The organism is Aeromonas sp. R10-2, assembly GCF_040908445.1.
GTDB lineage: Bacteria > Pseudomonadota > Gammaproteobacteria > Enterobacterales > Aeromonadaceae > Aeromonas > Aeromonas veronii.
This window is the reverse complement of the sequence record NZ_JBFODS010000086.1, coordinates 97,460-116,301: the sequence shown is the minus strand read 5'-3', so window position 1 is coordinate 116,301 and position 18,842 is coordinate 97,460. Positions and strand designations below refer to the sequence as shown.

General features: G+C 58.5%; 19 protein-coding genes and 1 pseudogene. 1 reads left to right on the top strand and 19 read right to left on the bottom strand.

Annotation, left to right across the window (positions count from 1 at the left end; genetic code table 11):
* Window positions 1–82: 82 nt before the first annotated feature.
* The 19 genes from flhB to AB5Y97_RS16855 form a co-directional block, all read right to left on the bottom strand.
* Window positions 83–1,213, bottom strand: coding sequence for a flagellar biosynthesis protein FlhB (gene flhB / locus AB5Y97_RS16945; protein WP_150996454.1), 1,131 nt, complete (start codon window positions 1,211–1,213; stop codon window positions 83–85).
* Window positions 1,206–2,003, bottom strand: coding sequence for a flagellar biosynthetic protein FliR (gene fliR, locus AB5Y97_RS16940; RefSeq protein ID WP_058055733.1), 798 nt, complete (start codon window positions 2,001–2,003; stop codon window positions 1,206–1,208). The genes flhB and fliR overlap by 8 nt, the downstream gene beginning before the upstream one ends.
* Window positions 2,000–2,269, bottom strand: a complete 270-nt coding sequence (fliQ, locus tag AB5Y97_RS16935) for a flagellar biosynthesis protein FliQ (protein WP_005334727.1) — start codon at window positions 2,267–2,269, stop codon at window positions 2,000–2,002. Before fliQ ends, fliR begins: the two co-directional genes overlap by 4 nt.
* Window positions 2,270–2,294: 25 nt before the next feature.
* A complete protein-coding gene (fliP, locus tag AB5Y97_RS16930; RefSeq protein WP_005334729.1) occupies window positions 2,295–3,068 on the bottom strand; it encodes a flagellar type III secretion system pore protein FliP in 774 nt (257 codons plus the stop codon).
* A complete protein-coding gene (gene fliO, locus AB5Y97_RS16925; RefSeq protein ID WP_139410673.1) occupies window positions 3,055–3,435 on the bottom strand; it encodes a flagellar biosynthetic protein FliO in 381 nt (126 codons plus the stop codon). Before fliO ends, fliP begins: the two co-directional genes overlap by 14 nt.
* Window positions 3,432–3,824 (bottom strand): flagellar motor switch protein FliN, encoded by a 393-nt coding sequence (gene fliN, locus AB5Y97_RS16920; protein ID WP_005298791.1) that lies wholly within the window; start codon window positions 3,822–3,824, stop codon window positions 3,432–3,434. Before fliN ends, fliO begins: the two co-directional genes overlap by 4 nt.
* A 49-nt stretch (window positions 3,825–3,873) precedes the next feature.
* A complete protein-coding gene (gene fliM / locus AB5Y97_RS16915) occupies window positions 3,874–4,944 on the bottom strand; it encodes a flagellar motor switch protein FliM (RefSeq protein WP_005334736.1) in 1,071 nt (356 codons plus the stop codon).
* A gap of 7 nt (window positions 4,945–4,951) precedes the next feature.
* A complete protein-coding gene (gene fliL / locus AB5Y97_RS16910; protein WP_040065335.1) occupies window positions 4,952–5,467 on the bottom strand; it encodes a flagellar basal body-associated protein FliL in 516 nt (171 codons plus the stop codon).
* Between the two features lie 57 nt (window positions 5,468–5,524).
* A complete protein-coding gene (locus AB5Y97_RS16905; protein ID WP_368158529.1) occupies window positions 5,525–7,453 on the bottom strand; it encodes a flagellar hook-length control protein FliK in 1,929 nt (642 codons plus the stop codon).
* A gap of 67 nt (window positions 7,454–7,520) precedes the next feature.
* Complete coding sequence (gene fliJ, locus AB5Y97_RS16900; RefSeq protein WP_005334746.1) at window positions 7,521–7,961, bottom strand: flagellar export protein FliJ; 441 nt, start codon at window positions 7,959–7,961, stop codon at window positions 7,521–7,523.
* A 27-nt stretch (window positions 7,962–7,988) separates the two neighbouring features.
* Window positions 7,989–9,320 carry a flagellar protein export ATPase FliI gene (gene fliI / locus AB5Y97_RS16895; RefSeq protein WP_005334747.1) on the bottom strand — a complete coding sequence of 444 codons (1,332 nt, stop codon included), beginning with the start codon at window positions 9,318–9,320 and terminating at the stop codon, window positions 7,989–7,991.
* 52 nt (window positions 9,321–9,372) lie between these two features.
* Window positions 9,373–10,197: a flagellar assembly protein FliH gene (gene fliH / locus AB5Y97_RS16890; RefSeq protein ID WP_368158527.1), complete on the bottom strand. Its 825-nt coding sequence runs from the start codon at window positions 10,195–10,197 to the stop codon at window positions 9,373–9,375.
* Window positions 10,198–10,265: 68 nt separating this feature from the next.
* A complete protein-coding gene (fliG, locus tag AB5Y97_RS16885) occupies window positions 10,266–11,327 on the bottom strand; it encodes a flagellar motor switch protein FliG (RefSeq protein ID WP_005334749.1) in 1,062 nt (353 codons plus the stop codon).
* Window positions 11,320–13,029 carry a flagellar basal-body MS-ring/collar protein FliF gene (fliF, locus tag AB5Y97_RS16880; RefSeq protein ID WP_005334750.1) on the bottom strand — a complete coding sequence of 570 codons (1,710 nt, stop codon included), beginning with the start codon at window positions 13,027–13,029 and terminating at the stop codon, window positions 11,320–11,322. The genes fliG and fliF overlap by 8 nt, the downstream gene beginning before the upstream one ends.
* A 62-nt stretch (window positions 13,030–13,091) precedes the next feature.
* A complete protein-coding gene (gene fliE / locus AB5Y97_RS16875; RefSeq protein ID WP_005353687.1) occupies window positions 13,092–13,409 on the bottom strand; it encodes a flagellar hook-basal body complex protein FliE in 318 nt (105 codons plus the stop codon).
* Window positions 13,410–13,523: 114 nt separating this feature from the next.
* Window positions 13,524–13,913, bottom strand: a complete 390-nt coding sequence (locus AB5Y97_RS16870) for a hypothetical protein (RefSeq protein ID WP_069555619.1) — start codon at window positions 13,911–13,913, stop codon at window positions 13,524–13,526.
* Window positions 13,914–14,062: 149 nt separating this feature from the next.
* Window positions 14,063–14,839, bottom strand: a complete 777-nt coding sequence (locus AB5Y97_RS16865; RefSeq protein WP_069555618.1) for a hypothetical protein — start codon at window positions 14,837–14,839, stop codon at window positions 14,063–14,065.
* A gap of 213 nt (window positions 14,840–15,052) precedes the next feature.
* Window positions 15,053–16,492 carry a pyruvate kinase gene (pyk, locus tag AB5Y97_RS16860; RefSeq protein WP_021229874.1) on the bottom strand — a complete coding sequence of 480 codons (1,440 nt, stop codon included), beginning with the start codon at window positions 16,490–16,492 and terminating at the stop codon, window positions 15,053–15,055.
* Window positions 16,493–16,655: 163 nt separating this feature from the next.
* Complete coding sequence (locus AB5Y97_RS16855) at window positions 16,656–17,510, bottom strand: MurR/RpiR family transcriptional regulator (RefSeq protein ID WP_368158544.1); 855 nt, start codon at window positions 17,508–17,510, stop codon at window positions 16,656–16,658.
* A 347-nt stretch (window positions 17,511–17,857) separates the two neighbouring features.
* On the opposite strand from AB5Y97_RS16855, the pseudogene glk reads away from it, so the two are divergent.
* Window positions 17,858–18,829: pseudogene (glk, locus tag AB5Y97_RS16850) on the top strand (glucokinase); the annotation flags it as partial.
* Between the last annotated feature and the right edge of the window lie 13 nt (window positions 18,830–18,842).

The window sequence follows — 18,842 nt, the reverse complement described above, 5'->3', positions numbered from 1 at the left end:
GTGCCAGATTAAAGCAAACATCAAGCCAATAATACAAGGCATTGAAATACAATGGGTTTATTTTGACTACGTCAGAACTTTGTCATTTTCGATATTCGGTCGGAATGGGGAGATCTTTAGCCAGCGGCTGGGGACGGCGACCCTGACCACGGCGGAATTTCTTGAGCTGGAAGACATAGGCGAGCACCTGGGCAACCGCCGCAAACAGCCCTTCCGGGATCTCGTGGCCCAGCTCGGTTGAGTGGTAAATAGCCCGGGTCAAAGCCGGTGACGGCATGATCGGGATCTCGTACTCTCTGGCGATCTCCCTGATCTTCATTGCAATTTCATCTGTGCCCTTGGCCACGACCTTGGGCGCGGCACCGGGTTTGCCCGCATCATACTTGAGCGCTACCGAGTAGTGGGTCGGGTTGGTGATCACCACATCGGCCTTGGGCACATCCCCCATCATCCGGCGCATCGCCATCTGCATCTGCAGCTGACGGATCTTGCCCTTTACCTCTGGCTTGCCTTCGCTGTCCTTGAACTCGTCCTTGACCTCCTGTTTGGTCATCTTGAGCTGACGCATGTGGTTCCACTGCTGGAACGGCACGTCGATGGCAACGATGGGAAGCAGGGCGCAGCAGAGGATGATCAACATCCAGAGAAACAACTCCAGCGCATCGATAATGCCGCCGGGAAATCCCTCCATTGAGAGGTTGAGCAGATGATTAAACTGACTGGATAGCATCCACCAGGCAAACAGGGTGATGAACACCACTTTGGCGATGGATTTGACCAGCTCGATCAGCGACTGCACCCCGAACATTCGCTTGAGGCCACTGAGCGGACTCAACTTGCTCATCTTGGGCATCATGGCTTCGGTGGAGAAGTTCATCCCCCCCATCAGGGTGTTGCCGATAAAGGCGGCAATCGCCACCAGCGCGAACAACAGCCCCAGCGGAAGAACCAGTTCCCCCAGCAGCGCCGGCAGCATGGCGATCATGGCGTTGGGATCGAAAGCCTGCTCCCTGTCCAGAGTAAAGCCCATGGTGACGACCTTGATCATGGCGGTCGCCAGCGAGCCCTTGAGCATCAACAGGCCAAAGACCGCCGAGAGCAGAACGCTGGCGGTCCCCAGCTCTTTTGAACGTGCAATCTGCCCTTTTTCACGGGCCTGTTGCAGTCGTTTGCCCGTGGGTTGTTCGGTACGTTCCTGGTCGGTATCAGCCATGAGCGCCCCCGAAGCACTGGGTGTTGATCAGCTCGCAGCTGACCTCCTGCACCCGCTCCCACATGATGTCGAAGTGACCGAGGAACCCGCCGATAGTGAGCCAGAGGATCAGCAGACCCGACATCATGCTGACCGCAAAACCGATACTGAAAATATTGAGTTGCGGCGCCGCCCGGGTCATGACACCAAAGGCGAAGTTGATTAGGAGCAAGGCGACGATGGCTGAGAGCGACATCACCAAAGCAGCCTGATACATCACACCCAGAAACGCACTCAGGGTTTTCATGGATGAAACCGAAAGACCGTGCTCGGAGACAGGCAGTGTCTCGAAACTAAGAATGACCAGCCGCAGCATCACCAGATGACCATCCAGCGCCAGAAACACCAGGGTCGCCAGCATCAGATAAAACTGACCGACCACGGGGGCCGACTGGCCATTCATCGGGTCCACCAGGGTGGCAAAACCCAGACTGGTCTGCATAGCGATGACCTGACCGGCCATCACGAAGCTCTCCATAAGAAACTGGGTCATCAGGCCGAGGGCAATACCGATGAGCAGCTGCTGGCCCAATACCAGAAAACTGCCGACAGAGAAGAGCTCGATAGGGGGCATTTTCGGAAGCAGCGGAGCAATCAGAAAGGTGATGGCCAAAGCCAGCCCCATCCGTACCCGCGCAGGAGCGAGACGGCTGCCGAATACCGCCATCACCATCAGCAGGCTGCTCACCCGCGCCAGCGGCCAGAGGATGGAAGACAACCACTCCATGATCAGAGCGGTTGTGTAGGTCATCCCACCACCTCGGGGATTTGATTGACCATCAGTATGAAGAAGTCCATCAGACTCTGCATTCCCCAGTGAGCACCAATTCCCAGGGCTAGCAGGGTCACGATAAGACGGGGCAGAAAGCTCAGGGTCTGTTCGTTGATGGAGGTGGCCGCCTGAAAGATGGCTACCACCAGTCCGATAGCGAGGCTGGGCAGGATCACCGCGCTGACCATGATATTGACCAGCCAGAGCGCCTCGCGAAAGACGTCGACAAAGGTTTCAGGACTCATGTTCGGGCTCCTTGCGCTCGACCGGCTAACCGGCACCCAGTCCGAAACTGTTGGCCAGTGACCCCAGAATGAGGTTCCAGCCATCCACCATCACGAACAGCATCAGCTTGAAAGGCAGCGAGACAATCATCGGCGAGAGCATCATCATCCCCATCGCCATCAGGATACTGGCGACCACCAGATCGATGACCAGGAACGGCAGGAACAGCATAAAACCAATCTGGAAGGCGGTCTTCAGCTCGCTGGTGACAAACGCCGGGATCAGCACCCGTAGCGGCACATCGGCAGGTTTCTCCACCTGCACGTTGGCGATCTCCATAAAGGTGTTGAGATCCTTGATCCGGGTCTGGGCCAGCATGAACTGGTGGATGGGCAACTCGGCCCGCTCCAGCGCCTCCTTTGCCTGAATGGTCTCGGCCAGATAGGGCTGCAACGCCTCATCATTGATGCGATCCAGCACCGGCGACATGATGAAGAACGACATGAACAGGGCGATGCCGATCAACACCTGGTTGGAGGGACTCTGCTGCAGACCTATCGCCTGGCGCAAGATACCCAACACCACAATGATGCGGGTAAACGAGGTCATCATGATCACCATGGCCGGCAAGAAGGAGAGCGCGGTCATCAGCGCCAGCACTTGCAGGGTCAGGCTGTACTCCTGAGAGCCATCCCCCATGGTCTTGACGGTCACCGCCGACATGGCGTCCTGTGCAAGCGCAGGCCAGGAGCAAAACAGTGGTATCAGCAGGCTGACCAGCAGCCCCGTTTTCAGCCATAAGCCGTTAGCTTTTTTCATGCTTGCCCATCAATTTGCCAAGCTGCTGGGAAAACGCCTGCGGCTGGTTTTCGTCCAGCGGCTCCTCCAGCCGGTAGAGAAAGTTGACCTGCTGCGGTGTTACGCCGACCAGCAGTTGCTGTTCGCCCACCTTGACCACCAGCAGCTTCTCTTTGTAACCCACCGGCAACGAGGCGATGACCCGCATCTGGCCGCCACCCATGGCGGTCGCCAGCTTGCTCTTCTTGAGCAGAAAGCCCAGCACCAGAATGAGACCGATCACCATCAGACTGGAGAGCAACCAGGAGCTCAGACTAGGCACGTTGGCAGATGCCGCTGTCTCGGCAAAGGCCGGAACAGGCAGCAATAACAACAGGAGGAGCATCATTTGAGCTTCTTGATCCGTTCAATCTGGCTGATGACGTCAGTCAGGCGGATACCGAACTTGTCGTTCACCACCACCACCTCGCCATGAGCGATCAGGGTACCGTTGACCAATACATCCAGCGGCTCGCCTGCAACCCGATCCAGCTCCACCACCGAGCCCTGGTTCAGCTGCAACAGGTTGCGGATGCTGATCTGGCTGCGGCCCACCTCCATGGCGATAGTGACCGGAATATCGAGAATGGTGTCGAGCTTGCGACGCTCCTCGGCACTGATGGGGGCATCATCTTTCAACTCTTCCAGCGGGGCTGGCTTGGCTTCCGCCGTCACCTGCTCCTCCAGAGCCGCAGCCCAGGCATCAGCCATCAGATCCTCTTCCTCAGTTCCGCTCATCTTGTTTCCTTATGCTACTTCGTGACCGTTTACCGTAATAAACCGTCAATTATCGCTGTTGATCTTCGATACTGCGCTCGAGCTCTTCCAGCTCGGCCTCGCCATCAATTCGTACCCCGCCCCGGGTCACCAGATGCATCTCCGTCTTGACCCCTTCCGGACGTTTGAGCTTGTCGGTGATCTTGAGCGCCACATTATCCTTGGTGCGGCCCATCTTGGCGTGGAAAGTGGGCAAGTCCTCGACAAAAACCAGCAGATTTTCCGGCATATCGACCGGAATGATATCGCCGGGTCGCAGCTCCATCAGCTCACGCAGGGTGAGTTCGGTCTCCAGCAGCTTGGCGCGCAGCTCCACCTTGACGTCCATGATCTCGTCACGCAGTGCCTTGCTCCAACGTACGTCGGTATCCCCTTTGTCACTCTGCACACCGGCATCCAGCAGCTCGCGGATCGGCTCCAGCATGGAGTAGGGCATCGCCACGTGGAAGTCGCCGCCGCCACCATCGAGCTCGATGTGGAACGAGCTGACCACGATCACCTCGGTCGGGCTGACGATGTTGGCCATCGCCGGGTTCACTTCGGAGTCGAGATACTCGAACCCCACATCCATCACCGGCGCCCAGGCATCCTTGTAATCCTCAAACACCAGTTTGAGCAGCATCTGGATAATGCGCCGTTCGGTCGGGGTAAATTCGCGCCCTTCAATCTTGGCGTGATAACGGCCATCGCCACCGAAGAAGTTCTCCACCAGGATGAAGACCAATCGAGCCTCCATGGTGATGAGTGCCGTCCCCTTGAGCGGGCGGAAGCGCACCATGTTGAGACTGGTCGGCACAAACAGGGTATGAACATACTCGCCAAACTTGAGCATCTGCACCCCGTTGATGGAGACCTCGGCGGTACGACGCATCATGTTGAACAGGCTGATCCGCATATGGCGGGCGAAACGTTCATTCACCAGCTCCAGCGTCGGCATGCGACCACGGACGATGCGGTCCTGGGAGGAGAAGTCAAACTGGGCTACGCCGGGGTCTCCAGCGCCACCTATCTCTTCCTCTTCGACATCATCGACACCGTGCAAGAGGGCATCAATTTCGTCCTGACTTAACAGATCGCTCACGCTTCACCTACTGCATTACAAAGCCGGTAAACAGCACTTGTTCGATAACGGGGGAAGAGACCAGGTCCTTGAGCACCCGACGGCACTCTTCCAGTGAATCCTTGCGCAGCTTCTCCTTGCCTTCGAAGGTCATCAGCTGTTCGGCACTGGCTGCGCTGAATACCCGCAGCAAGGTGCCTTCAATCAGGGGGATATTCTGTTTGGCCAGCGTCTCGTCGGCGGTACCGCGCACCATCAGCTGGATCTTGATCTGCACCAGTCGATCTCGCTGGGCACCTGCGACGTTGAAGACAAAGGGGCGCGGCATGCCGACATAGAGGGAAGGCTTAGGCGCTTCCTCCTTGGGTGTGGCCTCGGCACCTTCCGCCGCTTCAGCGGGCGGTTTATCGGAGCCGGAGAGCATCAGGAAGGCGCCAACACCACCTCCGCCCAGCAAAATAACCGCCAGGGCAATGATAATGATCAGCTTCTTTTTCTTGCCCGCAGCCGGGTCTTTTAGCGTCAACTCGTTATCGTCAGCCATCCCTTGTCCACCCTAGTCTCAAACTTGTTCGATATCATAAACTTACTCGGGATTGCATCAAGCATAGAAATCAATTCCGGAACCGTTTGTCGATTCCACCAGCAAACTGGGGTTGGATGTGGTGAGTTCCCCTTCAACCAGCCCGTTACCGGACCGCGGCTGACCACTACTCTGACCTTGCTGCCCCTGCCCGTTAAAGGTGGGCTGGCCCTGTTGCTGCTGTTGTTGCGACTGCTGCTGCACCTGCGTCTGACCAAGCTGGATCCCCTGCCCTGCCAGCATGTCACGCAGCCGGGGCATCGCCTGCTCCAGCATCTCGCGGGTCTGTCCATGTTGTACCACAAAATGGACGTTGGCCTGGCTGTCGGCTCCCATCTGGATCTGGATCTTCATCTTGCCAAGGCCGAGTGGGTCGAGCTGAATTTCGGCCTGTTGCAGTTTTTCGGCCAGCATCACATTGACCTTCTGGTGCAATTCGGCAGGCGCTTCCTGACTGGCCAGTTTCAAATGGGGTAAATTCTGCGGCTCACGGCGTAGCGTCGTCTCAGCGGCGGGCGCCCGGCTATCGGCTACCTGTGGCTGAGTTTGGCTGTTTTGGCCATGCTGAACAGTCTGGTTCTGGCTGCTCTCACCGCTCGATGTCGCCGCAACCAGGCTCTTCTCCGCCTCACCGGCCTTCGGTTTTACCTCAAGCGAAACCGCTTTGCGCACCTCGTCGGTGCCGGTCACTTCCATCTGCTTGATGCCGGCTGAAATGGTCGACAGCGGCGCTTGCGGCCCTTGAGATTCAGCCTGTGCCAACACCTGCTGCGGCGCCACCATCACGGGGGCGGCAGCACTATCGGTCTGAGCCGTCGCAGTTGCCGTTACGCTGCTCTGGGCTGCGGCACTTTCTGCGGCACTCTGCGCCGTCGTCACGGGCGCCGAACCTTGATTGGCGGCGGTGGCTGGCTGCAGGCTTCCCTCGGCAGCACTCTTTTCTGCCCCCTTGCCAGCTACCCCACTTCCATCCGCAGTTGCTGAAGTAGTTGCAGCGCCCGCCTCAGACTGCTTGAGCCCCTCGCTGAAGGCCTTGAGCGCAGCCCCCTGAGTCGCGGCTTGCGTCGCCTGCCCCTTGTTAGTCAAAGCATTGCTGGCGGCGGGATCGGATTTGCTGTCGCCAGCCTCTTTTGCAGCGAGAGACTCCGCGGATTTGGCGGTGTTTGCCGACTCATCGACCGGCAGCACCTTGGCCAGCTGAGCCATCCGCTCGGCCCCCGTGAGGGGCTTGGAGTGCTTGCCATCTGCTCCGAGGGTTTCTCCCTTGGCAGAGGCTTTCTCCCCGGACTGCCTATCCGTAGTAGTGGCTGCATCTTCACCTTCAGAGGAGAGAACGGCAGCAGAGGCATCGCCCTGCGCCACCACTCGCGCCGCTGAAGACGATACGGTGGTATCAAGAGTCGAATTGGCGGTCGTCGCCAGCGGCGACTGCGCCCCGTTCTGACCGGCAAGCTGGCTGGCAATTCTGGCAGCGGCAGGGGTCTGCTCGCCGTCATCAAGCGCAATCCCCTCCAGCTCACCCTCTTGCGGCAACGGATTGCCGTCTACCGCAGTGGCGCTCTGTTGGGCCGCCACCGCCAGCTGGGGTGTCACTAGCGAGGTATCGAGCTTGAGGGAGTCTTGCAGGCGCAGTAGAAAGTCGGTGGCAGGGACCTCCTCCACCTTGTTGTCGGCGTCAGGATCCTGCTCCTTGCCGGTCTCCTCTTTGGGAGAGGCGCTTTCGGTCGCCAAAGATTTGGCTGATCGGACATGGTTACCGCCCTGAGTGGCCTCGGCGGCGCCCTGTTCGCTGTTCCGGGCCTTGGCAATCAGGGTGGCGAAATCACCCTTGCTGTCGCTGCCGGTTCCCCCATCGATACTTTTGCTCTCGACGGAACCGCTCAGAGGCGCTTTGTCCAATCCATTGGCCGGAGCCGAAGACGTTTGTGTCAACAGTGTCTGCATCATGATGGGATCCCTGAATTCTGGTGGCCCCCAAAGAGATGGCCGCCGACAATGTCCAGATCAAAGCAAGTTACAGGCCAGATTGATGAAAGCGCCGCAACATGGCGTACTCATCCAGCATCTTCTGCTCCTGACGCTGGGCTTTCTGCTGCTCGCGACTCGCCTGCTTCTCCAGCAACAGCTCAACCGCCTTGCGCCGCTGCTGGGCCGCCAGCCACTCTTCACGGCGCTGTTCCAGCGCCTGACGCACCTGCAACACCCCTTCGTACTGCTGGGTCGCTGCCTGTTCGAGCTTGTTGATAAAGGCGTGATACTGGGTGTTTTGCTGGGGTGAAATCCCCTGCAGGCCGCGATCGGTCCACTGCTGGTGATAGATCTGGCGGTACTGGTTGAGGGCATTTTGCTGATCCATGAACAGCTTGAGATCCTGCTGCGCCTTCACCAGTGCCAGCGCACACTGCTGCTCCGCCTCCACCAGCCGATCGGCCAACAATACCAACCCTTTACTCATCGTCGACCTCTCTGTTACCGACCATCATCAGCGCATCAATGGCATCGCCACCATCTGCAAGGCTTGCAGGCCATCATCGTAGTGAATGACCTCGCGCATCCCCTGCTGCAAGAACTGATCCAGATAAGGTTTTTGAATGATGGCGCGGTCAATGCGCGGATCGGACCCCTGACTGTAGGCGCCGATGGTGATGAGATCCCGGTTCTGCTGATAGAGGGAGTAGAACTGCTTGAGGGTGCGCGCCAGATCCATATGTTCCGGCGAGGTGACCATGGGCATAACCCGGCTGATGGACTTCTCGATATCGATGGCCGGATAGTGGCCCGCATCGGCCAGCTCGCGCGACAGCACTATGTGGCCATCGAGGATCGCCCGCGCCGCATCGGCAATGGGATCTTGCAGGTCATCCCCCTCGGTCAGTACGGTGAAGAATGCCGTGATGGAGCCCTGGCCGTCACTCCCGTTACCCGCCCGCTCCACCAGCGCCGGTAATTTGGCAAATACCGACGGTGGATAGCCCTTGGTTGCAGGCGGCTCGCCCACCGCCAGCGCGATTTCACGCTGGGCCTGGGCATAACGGGTGAGGGAGTCCATCAAGAGCAGCACATTAAGCCCCTGATCGCGGAAATATTCTGCAATGGCCAGCGCCGTTTCACACCCCTTTAGCCGCATCAGCGGCGAGGCGTCGGCGGGAGCCGCTACCACCACGGAGCGGGCACGGCCCTCCTCTCCCAAAATGTCTTCGATAAACTCTTTAACTTCCCGGCCCCGTTCACCGATGAGGCCGACCACTACCACATCCGCCACCGAGCCGCGGGTCATCATGCCCAGCAGCACCGATTTACCGACACCGGAACCGGCAAACAACCCCATCCGCTGGCCCTGACCAACCGTCAGCACGGCGTTGATGGCGCGCACCCCCACGTCCATCGGCTGATGGATCGGGCGGCGAGAGAGCGGGTTGATGCGGTGCTGGGCAAACTGCACGGTCTGGGAGGAGAGAATGGGGCCGAGCCCATCGAGTGGCTGGCCGATGCCGTCGATGACTCGACCTAGCAGGTTCATGCCGACCGGAATGCCGTGCTCTTCGGTAATGGGCACCACCCGGGCACCGGGGATCACCCCCTTGAGCTGCTCGCTCGGCATCAGATAGAGGCGATCGCCAGAAAAACCGACCACCTCAGCCTCCAGCGTCCCATCAAGGGTATCGATACGGCAGAGGGCACCGATGGCGGCACGGCAGCCGATGGCTTCGAGGGTCAGCCCCACCACCCGGGTCAATTTACCGGCGACCGGCGGTTTGGGGGCGCTGTCGCGTACCTTGTACCCTTGCAACCGGTTCAGTAGCGAGCCGCTCATCTGGCCTCCTGAGAGCTAAAAAGTGCAGCCGGACAGCAACGTCCGGCATCGGTTATGGGCGTGAGTCCGGCGAAGCCGGTTTCTGGGACGCATTGTCCCGCAAGAAGTTGCGCAGCAGCTGATCGATGCGCCCGGAGAGGGTCAGATCGATGCTGGAGAGCTCGGTCGCCAGTTGCAGATCGCCGGGGGAGAGGGTGGGATCGCTCTGCAATCGCCAGTGGCGCTTGGCGCACTCTTCGGCGCCAAATGCCTGTTCGATTCGCGCTATATCGTCGGGATGCAACATCAGAGTCACCCCCTGTTCGGCGGCAGGCAGCAAGGCCAGCCCCTCTTTCAGCGCCTCCAGCAAAATGCGGGGGGAGGTCTCCGCTTCGTGACGAATGAGCGCGCGGGCCAGTTGCATCACCAGCGAGACCAGCTGCTGCTCCACCGACTGATCCAGCTCGTTAAGCGGATTGGCAAGGCGGGCGGCGAGCCCCTGCCAGTGGGCGATCTCCTGCTCCACCAGCTCGCGGCCCATGGCCAGTCCCTCCTCGCGCCCCTGTTCGAGACCGGCAGAGTGGCCCTGTTGCAATCCTTCCAGCTTGCCCTCTTCCATTCCCTTGGCATAACCGGACTCGCGCCCCTCTGCCATCCCCTCTTCCCAGGCGGCCTGACGGATCGCTTCAAGCTCTTCGGCGGTGATGCTGGGGGTCGGCTCCTGTTCGGGCTCCGGCTCCACCACCTCCTCTTCCTGCTGATACCAGTCAGGGGCCAGGCCAAGAGCATTGGTAGGCGCTCCCGCCTCTACCTCGACCTCCATCTCGGGCCAACCCCAGGTCTCAACCCGGGCATCATCACCCTCGGGGCGTACATAACCACGCAGTTTGTTGTTCATGCTTTGCGCGGCTCCTCACCACTGCCTGATGCGGGCTTGGCATCGCGGTTCTGTTTATGGGCCATGGCTTAGAGGAACTCCTCGCCGCCACCGGCGCCCAGCATGATCTCGCCAGCATCCGCCAGACGACGGGCGATGGAGAGGATCTCTTTCTGGGCAGCCTCCACTTCGGAGACCCGGATCGGCCCCATGGCCTCCAGATCGTCCGCCAGCATTTCGGCCGCCCGTTTGGACATGTTCTTGAAGATCTTCTCGCGCATCTGATCGTCGGAGCCCTTGAGGGCGCGTTGCAGCAGATCCCCCGGCACTTCCCGCAGCATGGTCTGGATACCGCGATCGTCCACATCGATCAGGTTTTCGAACACGAACATCAAATCCTGGATCTGCTGGCTCATCTCTTCGTCCGACTCGCGGATGGAGTCCATCAGCTGGCCTTCGATATTGGTATCCAGGTAGTTCATGATGTTGGCGGCTGCCTTCAGGCCGCCCATCTTGGCTGCCTGGGCACCGGCCGCACCGGCAAACTGTTTCTCCATGATGTCGTTCAACTCTTGCAGTGCCGCCGGTTGTACCTCTTCGAGGTTGGCGATACGCATCACCAGATCGAGGCGCACCTGCTCCGGGAACTGGCTCAGGATCTCGGCGGACTGCTCCGGCTCCAGATAGGAGAGCACGATAGTCTGGATCTGCGGGTGTTCGTTCTGGATGATGCTGGCCACCTGACGGGCATCCATCCACTTGAGCGAATCGAGGCCACGGGCGCCGGAACCGAGAATGATCTGGTCCACCAGGTTGCTCGCCTTGTCTTCGCCAAGGGCGGCCACCAGAGCCTTGCGCACGAAATCTTCGCTGCCGATACCAATGTTGGTGTACTTCTGGATATCGTCGATGAATTGACGGTGTACCGCCGCTACCCGGTCGTGACTGAAATCCGACATGGAGGCCATCGACATACCGAGCCGCTGCACCTGCTTGGGCTCGAGATGACGGAAGATCTGGGCGGCATCCTCTTCATTGAGGCTCAGCATCAGCACCGCAGCCATCTCCATCCCCGACATCTGGTCGAGGATCTGGCGCTGACTGTCGGTGATGTCATTGCCGGTGACTTGACTCTTCTTTTCTTCAGGCATCTTTGTTCGTTACCCATTCTTTAATGACCTGAGCGGCCAGATCCGGCTCGTTCGCCACCAGCGCACGTACCGCCTTGAGCAAGTCTTCGTCACGGTGCAGATCCGGCAGTTTCAGCTGGCCATCGCGTACACCAAATACCTGATCGTTCTCGACTTGTGCTGACAGCAGACTCAACTCGTCGTCGCCACCCAGTACGGTGTGGTTGTCGAAATCCACTTCCCCTTCCGGTTTGGCATCCGGATAGAGCAGTCGCTTGAGCATGGGGCGAACCACGGTGACGATCAAGACGATGATCACCAGTACCGAGGCGGCAATCCGCACCGCACGCCAGAACCAGGGCTGATCGTAAAGCGGCACCTCGGCCACGGTATCCAGCTCTGGACGATTGAACGGAATCGCGACCACCTCAAGGGTATCACCACGGGTCACATCAAAGCCAAGGCCACCACTCAGCAAACGACGCAATGTATCGAGTTCTGCCTGGGTGCGCGCCTCACGAGTCACGGCCCCGTCGGCACCGGGTACCGCTTTGTAATCCACGGCAACCGAGACGGTCATGCGGCGAATGCCTCCCATCTGGCGACGGGTATGGCTGACGGTGGTATCCAGCTCGAAGTTGCGGGTTGCCTCTTTGCGGGAACGGCCAGAAGCGGCAGCGCTGGCACCATCACCACCGGTCGCCTCCTCGGGAATATTGGAGGCGGCAGGGGGCTGGTTGGAGAGGGCGCCGGGCACACCACCATTGCTACCGCTGGCGCTGTTCTCTTCCATGGTCATTTCGGAGCGCACAGCAGGCAGGTCCGGGTTGTAAGTCTTCCGGGTCTGCTCCTGCTGGGAGAAGTCGAGGGAGAGATCCACTTCCGCCGTATAGTTGTCGGCCCCCAGCACCGGGATCAGGATGGCGTCAATTTTTTGTTTGTACTCCAGCTCCTGCTTCTGCTGCATGGCAAACTCTTTGCGAGTCTGGGCCGAGATCGGGTCTTGCGAGCCGGAGTTGAGCAGGCGGCCATTCTGGTCGGTGACGGTGACACGGGTCGGCTCAAGGCCGTGTACCGCAGAGGCCACCATATCGACGATGGAGTCCACCTCCCCCTGCCCCAGCGCCGCCCCTTTCAGGTTGAGCACCACGGTGGCACTGGGTTTGCGTTCGTTGCGGGCAAACACGTTGTCTTTCGGGATAGCCAGCAGCACCTGGGCCTTGGCCACATTCTGGAACTGCTCTATGGCGCTCGCCAGCTGGCGCTCGCGGCTCAGCTTCAGACGTTCGCTCTCCATCCGCTGGCTGACGCCGAAACTGGAATCTTTCAGCAGGATATCTTCACCACCGATGTTGCTATCGGTGGCATTGGCAAGACCGGCACGGGTCAGGGCCAGCTGGATAGTGGGGTAGCTTTCGGCATTGACCAGCACGCTCTTGCCATCCACCTCATAGGGGATCTTCTGCTGGTCGAGGAAGTCGAGAGTCTTCACCAGCTCCTGGGTGGTGTAGGTGCCGAGGGGACGCATATCCGGCTCCTTGCCCCACAGCAGGATAAACACCGCAATGGCCAGACAGATGGCAAGCCCCAGGATCAGGGTGATTTGCCGCAGCACATCGGTGTTGGACAGGAAGCCCAGCGCCGAACTCTTCTGCTCATTTTCATCGAGGGCGGCGGTGCCCTCATCGTTTATCAGCAGATCGCCGTTTTGGTCAGTAGCCACGATTTATGTCCTTATTGCTGACATGTTCATGATGTTCAGTCGTCATGGTTTATTGGCGTCGCTTATACCGGCATGTTCATGATGGTTTTGTAGGCATCGACCATCTTGTTGCGCACCTGTACCGTGGCTTCAAAGGCGATGGAGGATTTTTGGCCCGCGATCATCACCTCGGCCAGATCCACCGACTTGTCGCCCATGTCGAAACGGGTACGCAGATCATTGGCGGCGCCTTGCAGCTCGTTGACATTGCCAAGCGCCTGTTGCAGCAGCAGACCAAAGTCGGAGGTTACCTGACGACCGGGTTGTGCCAGCGGCGTTGCGCCTGCTTCGATCTTGAGCGCCTGCATCTCTTGCATCAGGCTGCTTGCACTAATTTCCATTTTCTATCCCCAGACAAATCATTGACGCTGATTGGCTTAAAGCAATAAAAGTGCCAATCAGGTAAAATGCTTTCAATCCAAGGGCCGGGGGGATGGATGAGGAGCTTGCATCACTCAAGGCCGCGGTACGCTACCCTCACCAAATAACAACCTCAGATAGCTAAGATGCAGATCGTAATGTTCTCCGGCGGGTAATTTGACCAACACTTCGTTGTAAAGGTAACCCGCTCGGCTCGCAGCCAGATCGGGTGAGATCAATCCCTCTGCCACCAGTTTGGCGACGATGGCCTCCGCCAGAGCCATCGTCGCCTCATCGGCCTGCCCCCAGCCAAAATGCCCCTGGTATTCAGCCCCTGACGGGCTGGGGTCGAGGGGAAAGACCTGCTCCCCCTTGACCCAAAAGACCATGGGAATGCCATCCTGCTGACGCAGATAGATACTCTGTTTGTCCCACTCTCGACCAGGGCTCATCTCCATCCCACCCGGTTCTGTTGCTTGTACCATGCCACTCTCCTTGTCCTGTTGCTAAAGCTTGTTTGTGCCCACGAAAAAGAGGGCTACGGGCCCTCTTTTTACTGCAAGTTGCTGCGTTTAAACAGACAACAACTCACTGTGAATCAAGAAAAACTGACGATCGCTCAAAGCATGATCAATTACTGGGTCAGATCCTTGTCAATCCAGTACTTGGAGCCGGAGATATTGGCATCGAGCAGCAAGCCCTTCTCGCCAATCTGGTAGATGGCCATGCCGCCATTGTATTTGGCGGTCAGCTCGGCGCTCTCCTTGCCGGCCACCACGCCCACTTCGGAGGTGGCTTCCCACCCTTGGGTCACAAAAGCATCGAATCTGGCCTTGTCTTCAAACAGGATCACCTGCTGATAGAACTTGCCGCCAATCCCGGCCGCCAGACCTGCCCCAAACATCTTCATATAGGTGTGCTTGCCGGTTTTTCGATTGACCGCCACCCCGGCCCCCTGATTGGTATGCAGCATCAGGGAGAACTTGCGCGAATCGAACACCGCATAGCCATAAGCCTTGTCAAACAACAACTTGGCTGATGGCTGCTCGTTGAACAACCGGATCAATGCGGTGTCGGCCATGGTATTGAGTGCGATCCTCGCCTCTTTCGCCGTCTTGGGGTTGAGCATCTCGTTGAGCTCCTTGTCGGCCGCCTTCAGCCACTCCTTGCCAGTGGCGATACTCTTGTCGGTCCAGACCCCAGCGGTATTGAAGGCATCCTCTCCCCAGGCCGAGATGGAAGCCCAGCTCTTCTTGGAGAAGTCACTGACATCCTGCCACACCTCCTTGCTGGTCTCGCTCACTGCCGCCCCCAGATCCGACGCTGCGGCCTTGAGCTTGGCCCAGTCGGCATAACAGGGTGAGAAGGCCAGACTCAGTGACAAGGCCAGCAACCAATTACGCTTGTTCATTTTTTCACTCCCGTATTGTCGAGTGTCTGGGTTACCTGGTGCGATCACCTACAACAGGCTACCCGCTGAAAATCACTCCCGCATTATCGGAAGGGGAATCCGGTTAAGCAATCATTGAGTCCTGTTTATACCGCCACAGCCCGACTGCGGTTAACAAAAAGGCTGCTCATCAAAGAGGAGCAGCCTTGTTAAGCACAGTAAAACCGGACGGGCTTATTCGACCATCATCACCTTGCAGGTGTTGGTACTACCCACGGTTTCCATCTTGTCACCGTGAGTCAGCAGTACCATGTCACCGCTCTGCAACAGCCCCTTCTCCTTGAGCACGGCCAGCGCGTCGCGGCATACTTCGTAGACCGGTTTGGTCTCGTCACCGTCAAACATCACCGGGGTAACTCCACGGTAAAGGTTGGTCCAGGACAGGGTCTTGTTGTGGGGAGACATAGCGAAGATCGGCAGACCGGAGCTGATACGGGACATCAGCAGCGGCGTGGTGCCGGATTCGGTCAGTGCCACGATCGCCTTGACCCCTTCCAGGTGGTTGGCCGCATACATGGTGGACATGGCCACCGCCTCTTCTACCGAGGTAAAGGTGTAGCTCATGCGGTGGTTGGAGACGTTCAGGCTCGGGTGCTTCTCGGCACCGACACAGACGCTCGCCATGGAGGTCACGGTCTCGATGGGGAACTGACCGGCGGCGGTTTCGGCAGAGAGCATCACCGCATCGGTACCATCCAGCACGGCGTTGGCCACGTCCATCACTTCGGCACGGGTCGGCAGCGGCGCGTTGATCATCGACTCCATCATCTGGGTAGCGGTGATCACCACACGGTTCAAACGACGGGAGTGGCGGATCAACTTCTTCTGTACACCAACCAGCTCGGGGTCACCGATCTCGACACCCAGATCGCCACGGGCGACCATCACAGCATCGGAACCGAGGATGATGTCTTCCATCGCCTCATCGGTGGCGACGGTTTCGGCACGCTCAACCTTGGCCACGATCTTGGCATTGGAACCGGCTTCGCGGGCCAGCTCGCGGGCGTAACGCAGGTCATCGCCACAGCGCGGGAAGGAGACAGCCAGATAGTCCACATTCATGCGGGCAGCGGTCTTGATGTCTTCCTTGTCTTTCTCGGTCAGGGCCGGAGCGGAGAGACCACCCCCTTTCTTGTTGATGCCCTTGTTGTTGGAGAGCGGCCCGGCCACGGTCACCGTGGTGTGAATGCGGGTGCCTTCAACCTGCTCGACCTTCAGCTGCACACGGCCATCGTCCAGCAGCAGGATGTCGCCCTGTACCACATCGTCTGGCAGGCTCTTGTAATCGATGCCAACCTGCTCCTGGCAACCTTCACCCTTGCCGAGTGCCGCGTCGAGAATGAACTTGTCACCGATGGCCAGATAGATTTTGCCATCCTTGAAAGTGGAAACACGGATTTTTGGGCCTTGCAGATCACCCATGATGGCGACGTGACGACCGAGCTTGGCAGCAATGTCACGCACCTGATTGGCGCGCAGGATATGGTCTTCAGCAGTGCCGTGAGAGAAGTTCATCCGCACCATGTCGGCCCCGGCGCGGATGATCCCTTCGAGGATCCCTTCGCGGTCGGTAGCCGGACCGAGTGTGGTTACAATCTTTGTACGTCTAGGCATGAAAGACTCCAATATGAAGTTGATATGACTTGAGATTCTGCCCCATCAAGCCCATGGCTCGATGCACCCGTTTGCAAACCATCTGGGTGGTTTTTGTTATTAAATTACAATACTACACCAAGGCGGGTGGCATAGACAGTCGGGGGCCTGAGCCCCCGACGGTTCAGGAAGAGTGCGGGGTTTCGAAGCGGGATTCGCGCAATCCCTCTTTTACTTTCTTCAGATTTTCGCGAAATTTCATCCCCCGGCGCAGGGTAAAACCGGTCGCCAGCACATCCACCAGCGCCAGCTGGGCGATGCGGGATGCCATCGGCATATAGACATCGGTATCTTCCGGCACATCCATGGAGAGCACCAGATTGCACTCGCGGGCCAGCGGGGAGTCCTTGGCGGTCATGCCGATCACGGTGGCGTCGTTCTCGCGAGCCAGCGCGGCGATCTCGACCAACGCCTTGGTGCGGCCGGTGTGGGAAATCAGCACCACCACATCCCCTTCGCTGCTGTTGATGCAGCTCATGCGCATCATGACGATATCGTCAAAGCTCACTACCGGAATGTTGAAGCGAAAGAATTTGTTCTGGGCATCGCGGGCAACGGCGGAGGAGGCGCCAAGGCCGAAGAAGCTGATCTTCTTGGACTGGGTCAGGATATCGACGCAGCGGTTGATGGCAGAGATATCCAGGCTGTTTTTGGCGGCATCCAGACAGGCCATGGTGGATTCGAAAATCTTGGCGGTATAGGTACCCGGCCCATCTTCCGCTTCCACATGACGATTGACGTAAGGGGTGCCATTGGCCAGGCTCTGGGCCAGATGGAGTTTGAAATCAGGAAAGCCCTTGGTATCGAGACGGCGGCAAAAGCGGTTGACGGTCGGTTCACTGACGTCGGCCATCTTGGCCAGAGCAGCGATGCTGGAGTGGATGGCGGTCTGGGGAGACGCCAGGATCACCTCGGCAACCTTGCGTTCTGATTTACTGAAACTTTCCAAGTTGTTCGTAATTTTATCAAGGGTATTCATCATCACCACCAGGCGTTTTTGTAATTTAGCTTCAGTGTCTTTGCACTCAATCTACGGCTAAGCAAGTTTCCATTCAAGCTAAGGACTATACAAGACAAGCGGTTATCGCAACTAACGCCTGCCATACAAAGTATGACTCATCTCTAATTATTTCGTACTTTTCGTTACAAAACGTCACCTTGCCATGAAAGCGCTTACAAATGTTGCAAAGCAACAACACTGTGAGCAGGCGCACGTTTGTATCGATCCGGCGGGTGAGCAAGCCTGAGCTCGGATAGAATGGGCCGTCATAATCCAACAATAATCTCGGGACACCAGAGTCGTCCCCATCCTGTAACGAAGGAGTTGTTATGCAGCATACCCATGCGCTGGTCGGCGATGTCGGCGGCACCAATGCGCGTCTGGCCCTGTGTGAGCTGGCCACCGGTACTATCTCTCAGGCAAAGACCTACTCAGGTCTGGCCCATCCCAGCCTTGAAGCCGTGGTACGCCTCTATCTGGAGGAACACAAGGTTCAGGTGGCTGAAGCCTGCATCGCCATCGCCTGCCCCATCAACGGTGACTGGGTTGCCATGACCAACCACAGCTGGGAGTTCTCCATCAGCGAGATGCAGAGCAATCTCGGGCTGGCACGCCTGCAAGTGATCAACGACTTTACTGCGGTCTCGATGGCGGTGCCGGTATTGACTGAATCGGATCGCATCCAGCTTGGCGGCGCCGCGCCGGTAGCGGGCAAGCCCATCGCCATCTATGGTGCGGGCACCGGCCTTGGGGTCGCCCATCTGGTCAAGGCGGGTGAGCAGTGGTTGAGCCTGCCGGGTGAAGGTGGTCATGTGGATTTTGCTGCCAACACCGAAGAGGAAGATGCGGTGCTGCAGGTGATGCGAGGCGAATTGGGCCATGTCTCGGCAGAGCGTTTCCTCTCCGGCCCGGGCCTGGTCAATCTCTATCGCGGGCTGGTGAAATCCGATGGCCGCGAGCCAGAGCCGTTTGCCCCCAAAGACATTACCGAGCGCGCACTGGCCGGGGAGTGCCTCGATTGCCGTCGCACCCTGAGCCTGTTTTGCGTGCTGATGGGCCGCTTTGCCGGCAATCTGGCCCTCAATATGGGCACCTTTGGCGGCGTCTATATCGCAGGCGGCATAGTGCCGCGCTTCCAGGAGTTCTTTACCGGTTCCGGTTTCCGGGTCGCCTTTGAAGACAAGGGGCGCTTCAAGTCCTACCTCAAGGAGATCCCGGTGTTTCTGATCACCCATGAAGGGCCGGGGCTGCTCGGTGCGGGCGCTTACTTGCGCCAGTCGATGGGGATCACTATCTGATTGAAGAGGGGAA